Genomic DNA, 14,578 nt, shown 5'->3' on the forward strand with positions numbered 1-14,578 from the left:
TTTCAGCCATCTGGAGACGCATTACTTCGTCTCGTTGTGGACGGTATGCTTTCTGCAGAAGGGGCAGTACTTGTTCAGCTCCAGACGGTCGGGGGTATTCTTCTTGTTTTTCATGGTGTTGTAGTTTCTCTGCTTGCACTCAGAGCACCGCAGGGTGATCTTGATGCGAGCACCGGCCTTGCTTGCCATATGTTCGGCACCTCCTTTAAGTATTGCGGAGAACGGCCGGTCCGGGCCGCCCCGCTGATGTGAGCCAACAGCAAAAAAAGCTGGATCAGGCTCTGAAAGCCGAATCCAGCCATACGAGACACAGCAGGGCTGTGTCTGACATGCTCACGGTGGGATCCGGCGATTGCCTCCCTGTGTCCCGAGAGATGGGGGAGGGGTGCCTGCGCATACACCGTAAAAATGCGCAGAACAAAAAAGCCCCTTTTCACAGGTAGTGTCACTATAACACAAGGAAAGCGCGGCGTCAAGAGGAAATTGGGCGGACAGGGTTGTTTTTTTGCGGGGAGTGCGGTATAGTACAGTTGACAAAAAAACGCGGAGCGGGAGAGGGGGGAGTTTATGCGGATCATGGCCATCGACTACGGCGATGCCCATACCGGCATCGCCATTTCCGACCCTACCGGCTTCCTCACCGGGACTACCACGACTATCCACAGCAGAAAGGCGGAGGAAGTGGCAGGGGAGATCGCCCGGCTGGTCCAGGAGCACGGTGTGGAGGAGCTGGTGATGGGGTATCCCCGGAACATGGACGGCACCGAGGGCCCCCGGGCGGAGCTGTACCGGGACTTCGCAGCCCTGGTGGAGGACACCGCGGGGCTCCGGCCCGTGCTCTGGGACGAACGGCGGACCACCGTGGACGCCCACCGTATCCTGTTTGAGGCGGGAAAAAACGCCAGAAAGCGAAAAAAGACGGTGGATGCGGTGGCGGCCTCCCTGATTTTGGAGGGATATCTGGATCACAGAAGGCTGCGGGGCTGAGGAGGCCTCTCAGCCCCCTATATTATGGACAGAAGAAAGGAGAATGATTCCATGGAATTTATTCTCAACGTGACCTATACCATGAAGCCCGGGCTGCGGGCGGAGTTCCTGAGGGAGGTGTCCGAGCACGGCATCCAGAAGGCGGTGCTGGCAGAGGAGGGCTGCCTCCAGTACCAGTATTTTGAGGCTGTGGACGAACCAGACAAGCTGCTGCTGGTGGAGCGGTGGACCGAACGAAAGGCCCAGGAGGTCCATATGACTCAGCCCCATATGGTCCCCCTAAAGGAGATCAAGGAGCGCTGCGTGGCAGACAGCTTGGTGGAGAAATTTGATGCCTGACCCGCGGTAATGACGCAGGGAGAAAGACAAGGAGGAACAGAAAATGGAGATGCAACGCGTGTGGGCGGTCTATTTCAGCGGTACCGGGACCACGGAAAAAGTAGTGACCCGGATGGCGAAGATCGCGGCGGAGGATCTGGGGGCGGAGTATAAGACCTTCTGCTTCAACCTGCCTAAGGACCGGGAGGGGGAGCTGTCCTTCGGGCCGGGGGATCTGGTGATTTTCGGCACCCCGGTGTATGCCGGGCGGGTGCCCAATCTGCTGCTGCCCTATATCCGGGACAAGGTGAAGGGAAACGGGGCCCTGGCTGTGCCGGTGTCTCTGTTCGGCAACCGGAATTTTGACGACGGGCTGATCGAACTGCGCAACGTGCTGGAGGCGGACGGCTTTCACACCGTGGCGGGCGGCGCTTTCGTGGGGGAGCACTCTTTCTCCAGGACCCTGGGGGCGGGCAGGCCCGACGCCCAGGATATGGCACTGGTAGAGGAGCTGGCTCACAAGACGGCGGAGAAGGTGAAGGGTCTGGAGCGGGCCCCAGAGATCCCTGCCTATGTGGCGGGCTGTGACCCCATCCGCCCCTACTATACCCCCAGGGACCGCCACGGGGAGCCCATCAAGGACTTTTTGAAGGCCAAGCCGGTGACTGACTCGGACAAGTGCGTCAAGTGCGGCCTGTGTGCCCGTCTCTGCCCCATGGCAGCCATCGACCCCAACGACGTGTCCAGTGTGGTGGGGAAGTGCATCAAGTGCTGTGCCTGCGTGAAGAAGTGCCCCAAGGGCGCCAAGTACTTTGACCACGAGGGCTATCTGTACCATCAGCACGAGCTGGAGGAGCTCTATGCCCGGCGGGCGGACAGCGAGATTTTTATTGAGATGTGACGACAGCAGAGGAGAGCAGAAGAGTGCCATGCTGGACAAGTGAGTGAGTCATGCTGCACAGCCTGCAAAAAGGGCTTCACAGAGTTTGACATGTGCAGGTACAAAAAATCAAGTCTATTCGGAAAGTGACAGCACCACTTTTTCGACAAATCAGGGCCGGCGGAGCAATGCTCCGCCGGCCTTCCTCAGAGATACAAGAATAAAAAGAAATAACCCCTGACTGTTGCACCCTCGGTTCACTCACAGTCAGGGGTTATTTCTGTCCATTCTTGTTATCTAACATCAATTGTTTACCTCTCTTTCTACAGATTCGCGCGACCACGTTTTTTGCTCTTTAGCAGTCTCCGGAACACTGTTGCACAACCAGTTTCATTTTGCACCCAACGCTTCGGTGCTCCCTCATACATGAGGCATTGTCTGTTGGAACGTTCCTTTTCGCTTGCTGAGATGCTTTTTCTGTGGCAACGCGTGGGGTTCAGATGTCGTGCGCGCGCTTCGCTGAGATGCTGTTCTTTTGCTGACCACTGCCGGCATGGACTTCATCGCCTGGAACCGCTTACATCAGGAAAAGATTTGATGCATGTTACGCATCCCCTTGTCTGGGGGAGTGACATCTGATCGATCAGACTTCTTAAAACATTGGACTCATCCTTTCTGGCTATAATGTACCACAAAGGCGGGGGGGTGTCAAGAGGTTTTGTGGAAAAAATATAAAATTTTTCGAAAAGGATGCGGCCCCCGGGGGCTATCCCAGGGGCCGCGGGTATCAGCGGGAGGCATCCGGGGCTGGGTCGCCACGGAGGGAGAGAAAGTAATCGTAGTAGGGCTTGAGGAAGCGGAAGCTCTTCTCCGCCTCCCCAGCCAGCTCGGGGGTGAACAGGGAGCCCTCGCAGTTGCGGTCCCAGGTCAGGACGATGTTTTTCCGGTTGTACCAGGGAAAGAGCAGGGGGCCGGGGTCCCCTTTGGGGCGTTTGTACATCTCGCCCTCCAGCGCGAATCGGTGCTGCCGGCTGAGCCGGCGGGCCAGCTTCTCCATAGGGGCCGGGTCCCGGTCGATGCGGGAGCGGAACTTGGCCATGGTGACGGGCTCGGCGCCGTAATAGCCCATCCCCAGGCTGTGATACTCCGGCGCGATCTCAAAATAGAAGGCGGGGACATGGGTCCACCCCTCCTGCTCGGGCCGGATGGTGAACCACAGGTGGTCCTTGTAGGGGCCGCGGCCGTGGAGCCGCCGTGCATCCCGGTAGATGCGGGAGACATGAAGGTTCAGCTGCTCCTTGGGATAGGCGGCGGTCATGGCGGCATGGACCTGGCGGCCCAGCTCCTGGAGGGGAGCGATGACCAGATCCAGATACTCCTGCTTGTGGGCCTCGAACCAGCTGCGCTCATTATTGAATCGGACGCCCCACAGAAAATCCACGGCGCCCTGAGAAAAACCTTGAAACATAGGAAACGGACCTCTTCTGTATGGTAAGATATGTGCTCAATAGCCGGGCGGAAGCTCCCCGGCGGGGATCTCATACCCGTAGTGGTCGTCCTCCGGGGAGGACTGAGCGGGGCCGTCAGCCGCCCCGTCCCCTGTGTCGGGCGCGGGGATATCCTCCGTGGGAGCGGAGGAGCTGCTGCCGGACTCCCCGGCAGACGTCTCGCTGTCAGTTCCTGTGCCGACGGCAGGCTCACCGCCGGTGCCTCCCCCGGACTCTGTTCCGGTCTGCGTCCCAGTGCCGGTGCCGGCCCCGGTCTCTGTCCCGGGCTGGGTGCCGGGCTTGGGGGGGACCCCGTCTACCCAGGTGGAGGGATCGCCGTCAGCGGGATTGTAGAGGATGGTGGTGGGGCGCATCTTATAGGTGCTGACCCCCAGATCCTGCTTCTCCACCAAGGTGCCGTCCTTCTCATAGATGACGCGCCAGGCGCGGGCAGAGCGGCCGGTGTAGGCGTTCTGCTTGGCATCCACCTTAGTGGTGCCCTGTGGGATGGACTCGTCGGCGCGGTACTGGGTGGTGGGGGATACAAAGTCGAACTGGGTGCGCTCCGGCACGGCGTACCGGCCGTCCACATTGGTGCCGTAGAGCTTGACAGTGAGGTAGCGCAGGCCGTTCTTGTCGTAGCTCTCAGTGACGATCTTCACCGGGTAGTCGGTGTTGTTTTTGAAGCGGAAGTCGGACAGGCCGAAGTAGACGGTGGCGTCCATGCCGTCAGGGACGTAGCCCACGGAGTACATGTGGGCGTGGCGCTCCACGATCTCCAGGGTGGTGTGGAGGACGGCGTAGTAGATGGTGGAGGAGGTCTGGCAGATACCGCCGCCGGTCTCGTCCACGGAGGCGCCGCCGGAGTAGACGGGAGCGGGGAGATAGCCCTTGTCGGCGGAACGGCTTCCGGTGGTGTTGTTGTAGGAGAATTCCTCGCCGGGCATCAGGATCACGCCGTTGCAGGCCTCAGCGGACAGCTTCACGTTGAACTTCCGGTTGGAGGAGCCGCTCACCTGGCTGGTACCCTGCCCCAGCAGGTCGGCAAAGAGCCGGTCGGCCAGTATCTCCTGGGTGATGTCGGGCTGAGTGACGGTGAGGGGGACCTCCACGGTCTCTCCCTCCTGGGCCTGCTGGAACAGGCGCTGGGCCTGGGCGGTGTCAAAGTCCACCCCCACGGTGTGGGGCAGCACCTCGCAGGTATCCGGATCGATGGCTGCGTTGGCCGCCTCCGCGTACAGCTCCCCGTGGATGGCCTGGAAGTCCGGCTCCTGAGGAGCGGAATCCAGGATGGGGAGCTGGACCGTGTCCGCCTGACCCTGGGCCAGGAGTTGAGCGTAGGCAGACTTCACCGCCTCCTCCGCTCCCTGGCGGTCCACCGAGCGGTGGGTGTGCCCCTTTACCAGGGTCAGGGTGCCCGCCTCCAAGTCTGCGGTGTAGCCATCCTCGCTGCCGCCGCTGCCCAGGGCACTGTCAGCGGCCTGGAGCTGGCGCTCCAGCTCTGTACGGCCCGCCTCTGTCAGTTGGACCTGATCGGCACCAAGGTCCTGGGCAGCGCCGAACAGGTGGCGCAGGTACTGGGCCCCCCCGGTGAAGAAGCTGCCGCGTCCCACAGACAGGGAAGCCTGGGCCAGGGAGGCGGCGTCCACCTGAAAGGATGAGCCGTCCAGCGTACCGATATAGCCGTCGCAGCTCAGGCCCACGGCCCAGCCGGAGCCAGCCTGCTGGGCGACGGAAAGATTCTCGTTGATGGCCTGCTCCGCCTCAGCCTGGGTCATGCCGGACAGGTCCAGTCCGGCGGCGGTGACGTTGGGCAGGATGGTGTCCGAGGCGCTGACCCAGCCGCACAGGCCCAGGTAGGCGGCAAGGAGGACAGCCAGGATGGCGGCCGGGACCCAGACGGCTGGGCCGGGCTTTCCGCCGCTTTTTTTCTGTACACGTGCTCCGTCCATGAAAACTCCCCTTCCTGTCCCACTCAGCCCAAGAACCCACGGACAGGTCAAATAATTTCAGACTATATTATAGCATCCTACGTTTCAGAATGTAATTACAGAACAGTTACAGTTGACCGTCCAAATTTCCCCGGATTTCCTCAATTTTGAAAAATATTTTTAGGAGGTTTACTTTTCACCTTCCCGGCAGTATGATAGAATGGTGTATGTGGAAGAGAGAGGGCCAGACCCAGAAGAGAAATTTTCAAGGAATTTTAAGAAAAAATCAATGTTGTTTTGGGATGGGTCTGGTATTCTATACAGCAGAACACCAGGGGAGGCAGAATGATGGCATATTACGGAGATCAGGGAAATGAGAACTACGGCGGAAAATGGGAGCCCCGCAGGAGCTCTGGCGGAGGGATGAGTGACCTGCCGTACTGGATCTTGGCGCTGGTCTTTCTGTTTGCCTTCCCGCCGGTGGGCGTGCTGATGATCGCTCTGAGGCTCTTCGGCGGCGGGAAGCGCCGCGTGGCCCGGGGGCGCCATCCCTATTATATGCAGCGGGATGGGCAGGCCCCCGTGGGGGCCCGGACCACTGTCAGTGAGCCGGCACGGAGCCAGGAAAAGACCGGCCGGAGGGAGAAAAAGCGCCAGGAAGGGAAAGCGGAACAGGATATGTCCCCGGTGTGCCTGGACGTAGTGGAGAAGATGGCCAAGCGGGGCCGGAGGCTGATCCAGGTGGGCGGGATCATTACGGCGGTCTTCGCCTTCACGGTGCTGGCCTGCCTGGGCGATGCGTCCTACTGGCTCCTCCACGGCGACGCGATCTGGTTCTGGGACCAGCTGCTGAACGCTATCCCCCTGCTCTGCTTCCTGGGCGGCGGTGCCGGCGTGCTGTGGGCCGGCCTGCGGAAAAAGAAGCAGGTGCGCACCTACCGAAACTATCTGGCCATGATCGGCCGCCGCCAGACCATCTCCATCTCGACGCTGGCGTCCGCCACCGGTGCCTCCCCGGCCAAGGTGCGGGACTGCCTGGAGGATATGCTGGATGACGGGCTGTTCCCCCTGGGTTTCCTGGACTACGGCGGGGACCGGCTGGTCCTCTCCGGTGAGGGGCTGAACGACCCGGCCCCGGCACAGGAGGAAAAGACGGAGGAGAAGAAGGCTGCCCCGGTGGACGAGGAGAACGCGGTGCTGGCCGAGATCCGGGCGGTGAACGACTCCATCGAAGACGCGGCCCTCTCGGCGCAGATCGACCGCATCGGGGTCATCACCGCCAAGATCTTCGAGTATCAGAAGAGCCACCCGGAAAGGTCTGCCCAGCTCCATGCCTTTCTGAGCTATTACCTGCCCACAACCCTGAAGATCCTCCGGGCCTATGCCCAGCTGGAGTCCCAGGGCGTAGAGGGGGAGAACATTGCCGCCGCCATGAGCCGGATCGAGGGGATGATGGGCAAGGTGGTGGAAGGCTTCGAGAAGCAGCTGGATCAGCTCTTTCAGGGGGATGCTATGGACATCACCACCGACGTGGCGGTTCTGGAGCAGATGCTCCAGAAGGATGGACTGTCCTCCTCCGGCGGGATGCAGATCGGGATTTGACTGATTCAAAGGCCGCGGGGATCTTCCCCGCGGCCTTCACGTTTCTTCTTTTACCCGACCGAACAGCTCGGACAGGCCGATGAGGATGAGAAAGCCCCCAAAGAGCTTTCGGAGCAGGTCCACGTCCAGGGCTGTGGCGGCCCATGAGGCCAGCGCGGCGCAGAGCAGGCCGGCGGAGATGGCAGGGAACAGAAGCCCCTTTTCCACATATCCGTTTTTCAGGTGGGCGGGCAGGGCGGTGAGTCCGGCGGGGAGAAAGTACAGCAGATTGATGCCCTGAGCCAGGTGCTGGTCCAGTCCGGCCAGGGTGGTCATATAGACCAGCAGAAGGGTGCCGCCCCCCACGCCGAAGCCGGACAGGACCCCAGTAGCCGCCCCCACCAGCAGGGGGATCAGCCAGCCGCTCACAACAGACACCTCAGGCCGCCCCAGATGAGCAGGGCCCCGAAGCCCCGCTTCAGCCACGGGAGCCGGACGCCTTTGAACAGCCGTCCTCCGGCCCAGCCGCCCACAGTGCCGCCGATGAGATAGGGCAGGGCGGCGGAGAGATCCAGTCCGCCCCGGAGGAGATAGACGGCTGCCGACAGGGCGCACAGGGGCAGGATGACCGCCACTGAGGTGGCAAAGGCCCGCCGCTGATCCAGTCCGCACACCCGGGTGAGCATGGGGACCAGCACCGAACCGCCGCCCCCGCCGAAAAAGCCGTTGGTCAGCCCGGCTGCCGCCCCGGCAAGCACGGACTTCCAGGTAGATCTATGCTTCAAAAAAACGCCCCCTTGCCGGTCTAGTGTGCCAGGCAGGGGGGCGTTTTATCCATTTTGCCTGCCGGGGGAGCGGGATCTCAGTCGGCCAGCTTATCCAGCAGGGCGGCCAGCTCCTCCAGCTTGGGGGCGGGGTCCCCGCTGTCCACGGCCTCCCGCACGCAGCAGTTCATGTGTGCCTTCAGTACCAGGCGGTTGGCTTTTTTCAGAATGGACTGGGTGGCCATCAATTGGTTGGAGACGTCCAGACAGTACCGGTCCTCCTCCACCATCTTCAGGATACCGTCGATCTGGCCACGGGCCGTCTTCAGCAGCCGGGCGACCTGGGCGTGGTCCGCTTTCACTGAATGGACACCACCTCGTATCCGGCCTCAGTGACTGCGTCGGTGAGGGACTGGTCGCTCACCGCACCAGTGAGGGTGACTGTGGCGCACTTGCCCTCCAGGTCGGCTTTGACGGAGGCCACCCCCTCCAGGGTGCTCAGGGCTTTCTCCACATGGGCGGTGCAGTGGGCGCACATCATGCCGTTGATCATGATCTTCTTTTCCATCGTTTCATTCGCTCCTTTTCGTTCTTCCTGATGTTGTGGTTCATATGTGGGCTGCTCCGAGGGGTCAGGGACAGGCTGGACCGGGCAGGTGCCGCTGGGGCAGGGAACAGGGGAGGCAGGGACGCTCTTGGGCTTGAAGAACCGAAGACGCAGGGCGTTGGTCACCACGCATACCGAGCTCAGGCTCATAGCGGCAGCGGCGAACATGGGGTTGAGCATGACATCCGTCCACCCCAGGGCATAGAACAGGCCGGCGGCCAGGGGGATGCCCAGGCTGTTGTAGAAAAAGGCCCAGAATAGGTTCTGCTTGATGTTGCGGATGGTGGCCTTGGACAGTTCCACCGCAGCAGCAGCGTCCAGCAGGTCCGACTTCATCAGCACGATGTCGGCGCTCTCGATGGCCACGTCGGTGCCAGCACCGATGGCCAAGCCCACGTCGGCCCGGGCCAGCGCCGGGGCGTCGTTGATGCCGTCCCCCACCATGGCCACCTTCTTGCCCTGATCCTGGAGCTGCTTCACCTTGCGCTCCTTGTCCTGGGGGAGCACCTCCGCCATCACCTGGGAGACGCCCAGCTGTGCGCCGATGGCGCCGGCGGTGCGCTGGTTGTCGCCGGTGAGCATGATGACGTCGATCCCCAGCCGCCGGAAGGCGGCTACCGCCTGGGCGCTGGTAGGCTTGGGGGTGTCGGCCACAGCCACCAGGCCAAGCACCCTGTGCTCGTCGGCAAAGTAGAGGGGGGTCTTGCCCTGGGAGGCCAGCTCCTCGGCCCGTGCGGGGAAGGAGCCCAGCTCCACCCCGGCCTCCTCCATCATGGCGCGGTTGCCGCCCATGCAGGTGCGGTCTCCCAGGGCGGCCCGGACGCCCCGGCCGTGGACGGCGGTGAACCCGCCCACTGAGGTGATGGGGAGGCCACGCCTTCTGCTCTCCTCCACGATAGCGGCGGCCAGGGGGTGCTCCGAGGGGCCCTCCAGGCAGGCGGCCAGGATGAGCAGGCCCTCCTCGTCCATGTCCTCGCCCGGCAGGATGTCGGTGACCACCGGCCTGCCCTGGGTCAGGGTGCCGGTCTTGTCCAGTACCACGGTATCCACCAGATGGAGGGTCTCCAGGGCCTCAGCGGATTTGATGAGGATGCCCTGCTCCGCTCCCTTCCCGGTGCCCACCATGATGGCCACGGGGGTGGCCAGACCCAGGGCGCAGGGGCAGGAAATGACCAGCACGGCCACGCCCGCGGTGAGGGCGGAGGTGGCGCTGCCAGTGGCGAACCACCAGGCCCCGGCAGCGATGGCGGCGATGACCATGACGGTGGGGACAAAGACGCCGGCCACCTTGTCGGCCAGCTTGGAGATGGGGGCCTTGGAGGAGGAGGCTTCCTCCACCAGCCGGATCATCTGGGCCAGGGTGGTGTCCTCGCCCACCCGGCTGGCCTCAAAAACGAAGTAGCCGGAGCGGTTGATGGAAGCGGCGGCCACCTTGTCCCCGGGGCCTTTGTCCACGGGGAGGGACTCGCCGGTGAGGGCGGATTCGTCCACGGCGGAGCTGCCCTCCACAATGACACCGTCCACCGGGATGGACTGGCCGGGGCGGACGGCTACCCGGTCGCCCACCCGGACCTCCTCCACCGGGATCTCTGCCTCGGCCCCGTCCCGCAGGACGGTAGCCGTCTTGGGGGCCAGGTCCATCAGGCGGGAGATGGCCTGGGAGGTCTTGCCCTTGGAGCGGGTCTCCAGGAACTTGCCCAGGGTGATGAGGGTGAGGATCATGCCGGCAGACTCGAAGTACAGGTCCATATGGTACTGCTCCACCCGGGCCATGTCCCTGTGGCCCAGGCCGTAGCCGATCTGGTAAATGGCAAAGACGCCATAGATCACAGCCGCGATGGAGCCCACAGCGATGAGAGAGTCCATGTTGGGGCCGCCGTGGAGCAGGGAGCGGAAGCCGTTTTTGTAGTACTTGTCGTTGATATACAGGATAGGCAGGGTGAGCAGGAGCTGGGTAAAGGCGAAGGATATGGCGTTCTCGTGACCCACCAGGAAAGCGGGGAGGGGGGCGCCCATCATGTGCCCCATGGAGATATAGAACAGGGGGATCAGGAAGAGAAAGGAGAGGATGAGGCGGCGCTTCATAGAGGAGAGCTCCGCTTCCATCTGGGCCTCCGGCCTCTTAGCGGCTCCCCGGGCTGGGACCCCAGCCTGGGCGGGCAGGGAGGCGCCGTATCCTGCCTGGACCACCGCCTGGATGATGCTTTCGGGGGCAAGGGCGGCCTCGTCGTACTCCACATTCATGGAGTTGGTCATCAGGCTGACCTCCGCCCTGCGTACGCCCTCCAGCTTGTTCACCGCCTTTTCCACATGGGCGGAGCATGCGGAGCAGGTCATACCGGTGACGTCAAATTTCTGTTTCAAGGGAAACACATCCTTTCAGAGGAGGGCTCCGCCCATGGGCGCCCCAGCGCCCCGCCGCCGAAGCGGCGCAAATTCGGAGCGGAGCAAATGCGATACACCCCCCTGGGGTGGGGTATCTTCAGCATAGCGCGGGGGAAGAAGTTTGTCAAGGCTTATCATGGAGATTTTTTGAGATTTTATGCAGGAGAGCCCCTGTTCTGCGGGAAGCAGAACAGGGGCTCTCAAAATTCAAAATAGAAGGAAATGAGGAGGCTCCTCATAGCTGATGGTATAAAACCCGTCTATGTGAAACGTGATTGTTTCTTGTATGGTATCAGATGGGAGGGGTGAGGTCAAGGACAAACATGGATTTTCTTCCCAGCCTCGACAGCTTGTGCCCGGTTTTGCAGGGGGCTTGCCCTATAATCTCCTCATATCACCCGGCAGAGAGGACCGGGCCAAGGAGGAAGTCTGAATGACCGTAGATTGCGTGTCCGAGGGGCGGACCCTGACAGCGGCGGTGCGGGGGGAGCTGGATCACCACCGGGCCAAGGAGGTGATGACAGAGCTGGATGAGCAGATCGACATGGCTCTGCCCCGGCGGCTGACTCTGGACCTGTCAGGCCTGAGCTTTACGGACAGCTCGGGCATCGCAGTACTGATCCGGGTCAGCCGGCGGATGGAGCAGATCAAGGGCGAGCTGATAGTGCGGGGCGTGCCTCCGCAGCCGTGGAAGGTGTTTCAGGCGGCCGGCCTGCACAAGCTGATCCGATTTGAACAGGAGGAGCCCGCCGCGGCGGGGGAGGAGGACGTACATAAATGAAGGTGGAAAATTACGCCGCGCTGGAATTTCCCAGCCGGTCAGCCAACGAGGGGTTTGCCCGGGCGGCGGCGGCCTGCTTTGCTGCCCAGCTGGACCCCACGCTGGAGGAGATCAACGACATCAAAACCGCCGTGAGCGAGGCAGTGACCAACGCCATCGTCCACGCCTACCCGGACCGGCTGGGCAAGGTGGCCCTGAAGCTGCGTCTGAAGGAGGGCGGCATCCTGGAGATCTTGGTGCGGGACTGGGGGGTAGGCATCGCGGACGTGGAGCAGGCCCGGACCCCGCTGTTTACCACCGGGAGCGAGGAGCGCTCCGGGATGGGCTTTACCATCATGGAGAGCTTCATGGACGTGGTAAAGGTGCGCTCTACCCCGGGGAAGGGGACCCAGGTGACCATGCGGAAGCGGATCTCCCCCCGCATAGGCGGACGATGAATGGCACGCCAACGGCTCCAGAGCTGCTGGAGGCGGCCAGACAGGGGGACAACCGGGCCTGTGAGCAGGTGTTGGAGGAAAACGCCGGCCTGATCTGGAGCATTGTGCGGCGGTATTACGGACGGGGCGTGGAGCCGGACGACCTGTACCAGCTGGGCTGTCTGGGCTTTTTGAAGGCGGTGCGGGGCTTTGACCCATCCTTCGGGACCCAGTTCTCCACCTATGCGGTGCCCAAGATCGCGGGGGAGATCCGGCGTTTTCTCCGGGATGACGGCACTGTGAAGGTGAGCCGGGGCATGAAGGAGCGGGGGGCCGCAGTGTGGGGCGCCCGACGCCGGCTGGTGGCCGAGATGGGACGGGAGCCCACCCTGTCAGAGCTGGCGGCGGAGACCGGCCTGACGCCAGAGGAGATCGCAGCGGCGGAGACCGCCTCTGACGCAGTGGCATCCCTCCAGGCGGAGACAGGAGAGGGCGGATTGACCCTGGAGGGGATGCTGGGCACCGGCGGGATGGAGGAGGACGTGGTGGAGCGGCTGACCCTCCGTTCCGCCATGGAGGAGCTGCCGGAGCGGGAACGGCAAGTGCTACTGCTGCGCTATTACAAAAACCTCACGCAGATCCAGTGTGCCAGAGTCCTGGGGGTCTCCCAAGTCCAGATCTCACGGTTGGAGCGGCGGGCGGTGGACCGGCTGCGGAAGATCCTGTGCGAGGAAGAAGTGTTCTGAGACTTCTCTGCCCCAGACCGGGCAGAAAAATAATGGGATGCAGGCTGCGGAAAAAGTCCCTGGAGGACTTTTTCCGCAGCCGTAAATACTCCGGGCCCGTACCAGAGATGGTACGGGCCCGGAGTATTTACGGAATAATTTTAGGAAATGATGTTTGGAGCTCCGGGGTCAGGCGAGGGCGGAGACGACGGCGTCCGGGTCGCTGACGTGAAAAAACAGCAGGCCCACCACACGGTCGTTGCCCTTCTTGATGCCCATCACAGCGTTGGCGCGGCTCTTGCCGGCCTCACGGCCGATGGCTGCGTTGAAGCAGACGTTGCCGGCACCGCCGTCGCGGCACTCCACCGCACAGGTTACCTTCTGGTCACGGGGCATGGTCATCACGTTGGATTTGACCACGGCGATGATGCGCTGGTCGGTGATGGCATAGATGGTCTTCTGCTCCAGCAGCTTCTTGTCCAGATAGGGACGGACGGCCACCGCCAGCGGGATGCCGATCATGGGCACCAGGCCGATCAGGATGATCCCGATGCTCTTATTGTCCGCGATGGCGAAGGGGAGGAAGACACCGAAGGAAAACAGGGTCATGACGGCGGTGATGATCCAGGCCACATACTGGGAGACACGGTCAGGGGACCGGAGGAGCTTCGTCTTGGTGGGTCGGCCGAACCAGAGGACCTTCTCGTTGTCCCGCAGAGTCTTTTGGAGGATCTGTTCCATAAATATGTTACTCCTTTCATAAATAAGAATGAATTCTTATCTTGATAAAAGATTACCACAACATTTATAAAAACGGTATAAATAGGGGGTATATTGACGTTAAGAAAGCGAAAAAATAAAAAATAGAATCAAATAAATGATGTAAAAAATAAAAGAATACCGCCTCCCCTTTGGCGGAAGGGGAGGCGGCGGATCGGCCGGGCGGTGAGCCGGTATGGGGCGGACGTTTAGGAGAGAGAAACGCCCGCTCCCTCACCACACGGAGAAGAAAAACCGAACCAGAGAAAAGTGAGAAAACTCCGGCCGTTTAGGAGAGATATCCAAGCAGGGATTCTGGCTGAGGGATGTGGAAGAACAGCAGGCCGGGGACGCCGGACTGGGCAGGACTGCCGCAACGGACCCCCAAAATGGCGTTGTCCAGCATTTTGGAGGAGGACTGGCCCACCGCTTCACAGAAGCAGAGGTTGCCGCTCTCCCCGTCCCGGGCTTCAATGGAGTGGGTGAGGATGCGGCCCAGGGGAATATACATCAGGTTGTTCTTCACCAGAGCCAGCACCCGGTAGTTGGTGATGGCGTAGATGGTGTCATGCTCCAAGCTCCACTTGTCCAACAGGGGGCGGATGGAGATCATGGCGGGGAGGAAGGCAGCGATCATGAGGATCACGGTCAGATCGGTGACGGCCTGATGAGTGCGGAGGAAAAAGGGGATCAGACCGCCCAGGATCACGGCCAGCGCCGCGGAACAGAGGACCCAGGTCAGGAGCAGAGAAGTACGGGAGGGGATGGACATCAATTTGAAAGGAGAGGGACGGCCGCTCCAGCGGACAATCTCGCCGTCCAGAAGCACTTCCTGTAATCTCTGTTCCATGATGTGGGCTCACTTCCTCAAATTCTCTTCTGTCTGTTATTATAGCCTCTGGGCTATAAAATGGGTGTTAAACTGAAACAGAGGGTCGCTAAATAATTGTTAAGAAA

Annotated in this window: 16 protein-coding genes; 7 read left to right on the forward strand and 9 right to left on the reverse strand. The window is 61.6% G+C overall.

Going from position 1 to position 14,578, the window contains the following annotated elements:
- Positions 1-21: 21 nt before the first annotated feature.
- The gene (rpmG, locus tag L9O85_RS04260) at positions 22-189 is read right to left on the reverse strand and encodes a 50S ribosomal protein L33 (RefSeq protein WP_008980220.1); all 168 of its coding nucleotides are present in this window, start codon (positions 187-189) and stop codon (positions 22-24) included.
- Between the two features lie 378 nt (positions 190-567).
- Between rpmG and ruvX the strand changes: the two genes are divergently transcribed.
- The 3 genes from ruvX to L9O85_RS04275 are packed head-to-tail and all read left to right on the forward strand — an operon-like array spanning position 568 to position 2,206.
- Entirely contained in the window at positions 568-987 is a 420-nt protein-coding gene (ruvX, locus tag L9O85_RS04265; RefSeq protein ID WP_050625128.1) for a Holliday junction resolvase RuvX, read from the forward strand.
- 51 nt (positions 988-1,038) lie between these two features.
- Positions 1,039-1,326 carry a putative quinol monooxygenase gene (locus L9O85_RS04270; protein WP_301579693.1) on the forward strand — a complete coding sequence of 96 codons (288 nt, stop codon included), beginning with the start codon at positions 1,039-1,041 and terminating at the stop codon, positions 1,324-1,326.
- Between the two features lie 43 nt (positions 1,327-1,369).
- Positions 1,370-2,206, forward strand: coding sequence for an EFR1 family ferrodoxin (locus L9O85_RS04275; RefSeq protein WP_108979474.1), 837 nt, complete (start codon positions 1,370-1,372; stop codon positions 2,204-2,206).
- Positions 2,207-2,972: 766 nt separating this feature from the next.
- Here L9O85_RS04275 and L9O85_RS04280 read toward each other — a convergent pair.
- Both L9O85_RS04280 and L9O85_RS04285 read right to left on the reverse strand, forming a co-directional pair.
- Positions 2,973-3,653 (reverse strand): DUF2461 domain-containing protein, encoded by a 681-nt coding sequence (locus tag L9O85_RS04280; protein WP_301579695.1) that lies wholly within the window; start codon positions 3,651-3,653, stop codon positions 2,973-2,975.
- A 36-nt stretch (positions 3,654-3,689) separates the two neighbouring features.
- Positions 3,690-5,624 (reverse strand): VanW family protein, encoded by a 1,935-nt coding sequence (locus L9O85_RS04285; RefSeq protein ID WP_301579696.1) that lies wholly within the window; start codon positions 5,622-5,624, stop codon positions 3,690-3,692.
- 402 nt (positions 5,625-6,026) lie between these two features.
- On the opposite strand from L9O85_RS04285, the gene L9O85_RS04290 reads away from it, so the two are divergent.
- Positions 6,027-7,205, forward strand: coding sequence for a 5-bromo-4-chloroindolyl phosphate hydrolysis family protein (locus tag L9O85_RS04290; RefSeq protein WP_077138854.1), 1,179 nt, complete (start codon positions 6,027-6,029; stop codon positions 7,203-7,205).
- Between the two features lie 36 nt (positions 7,206-7,241).
- On the opposite strand, the gene L9O85_RS04295 is transcribed toward L9O85_RS04290, so the two are convergent.
- The 4 genes from L9O85_RS04295 to L9O85_RS04310 all read right to left on the reverse strand — a co-directional run bounded on the left by L9O85_RS04295 (position 7,242) and on the right by L9O85_RS04310 (position 10,919).
- The gene (locus tag L9O85_RS04295) at positions 7,242-7,622 is read right to left on the reverse strand and encodes a sulfite exporter TauE/SafE family protein (RefSeq protein WP_256182706.1); all 381 of its coding nucleotides are present in this window, start codon (positions 7,620-7,622) and stop codon (positions 7,242-7,244) included.
- Positions 7,610-7,969 carry a sulfite exporter TauE/SafE family protein gene (locus tag L9O85_RS04300; RefSeq protein ID WP_108979471.1) on the reverse strand — a complete coding sequence of 120 codons (360 nt, stop codon included), beginning with the start codon at positions 7,967-7,969 and terminating at the stop codon, positions 7,610-7,612. Before L9O85_RS04300 ends, L9O85_RS04295 begins: the two co-directional genes overlap by 13 nt.
- Before the next feature lie 77 nt (positions 7,970-8,046).
- Complete coding sequence (locus tag L9O85_RS04305; RefSeq protein WP_050625120.1) at positions 8,047-8,310, reverse strand: metal-sensing transcriptional repressor; 264 nt, start codon at positions 8,308-8,310, stop codon at positions 8,047-8,049.
- Positions 8,307-10,919, reverse strand: coding sequence for a heavy metal translocating P-type ATPase (locus L9O85_RS04310; protein ID WP_346015886.1), 2,613 nt, complete (start codon positions 10,917-10,919; stop codon positions 8,307-8,309). Before L9O85_RS04310 ends, L9O85_RS04305 begins: the two co-directional genes overlap by 4 nt.
- 454 nt (positions 10,920-11,373) lie before the next feature.
- Here L9O85_RS04310 and L9O85_RS04315 point away from each other — a divergent pair, with 454 nt between their 5' ends.
- The 3 genes from L9O85_RS04315 to L9O85_RS04325 are packed head-to-tail and all read left to right on the forward strand — an operon-like array spanning position 11,374 to position 12,883.
- A complete protein-coding gene (locus L9O85_RS04315) occupies positions 11,374-11,721 on the forward strand; it encodes an STAS domain-containing protein (RefSeq protein ID WP_050625118.1) in 348 nt (115 codons plus the stop codon).
- Positions 11,718-12,158: an anti-sigma F factor gene (gene spoIIAB, locus L9O85_RS04320; RefSeq protein ID WP_050625117.1), complete on the forward strand. Its 441-nt coding sequence runs from the start codon at positions 11,718-11,720 to the stop codon at positions 12,156-12,158. Before L9O85_RS04315 ends, spoIIAB begins: the two co-directional genes overlap by 4 nt.
- The gene (locus tag L9O85_RS04325; protein ID WP_050625116.1) at positions 12,155-12,883 is read left to right on the forward strand and encodes a sigma-70 family RNA polymerase sigma factor; all 729 of its coding nucleotides are present in this window, start codon (positions 12,155-12,157) and stop codon (positions 12,881-12,883) included. The genes spoIIAB and L9O85_RS04325 overlap by 4 nt, the downstream gene beginning before the upstream one ends.
- A gap of 168 nt (positions 12,884-13,051) precedes the next feature.
- On the opposite strand, the gene L9O85_RS04330 is transcribed toward L9O85_RS04325, so the two are convergent.
- Entirely contained in the window at positions 13,052-13,603 is a 552-nt protein-coding gene (locus tag L9O85_RS04330) for a hypothetical protein (protein WP_050625115.1), read from the reverse strand.
- 307 nt (positions 13,604-13,910) lie between these two features.
- The gene (locus L9O85_RS04335) at positions 13,911-14,471 is read right to left on the reverse strand and encodes a hypothetical protein (RefSeq protein ID WP_050625114.1); all 561 of its coding nucleotides are present in this window, start codon (positions 14,469-14,471) and stop codon (positions 13,911-13,913) included.
- Between the last annotated feature and the right edge of the window lie 107 nt (positions 14,472-14,578).

It is taken from the genome of Lawsonibacter asaccharolyticus, from assembly GCF_022453915.1.
Lineage (GTDB): Bacteria > Bacillota > Clostridia > Oscillospirales > Oscillospiraceae > Lawsonibacter > Lawsonibacter asaccharolyticus.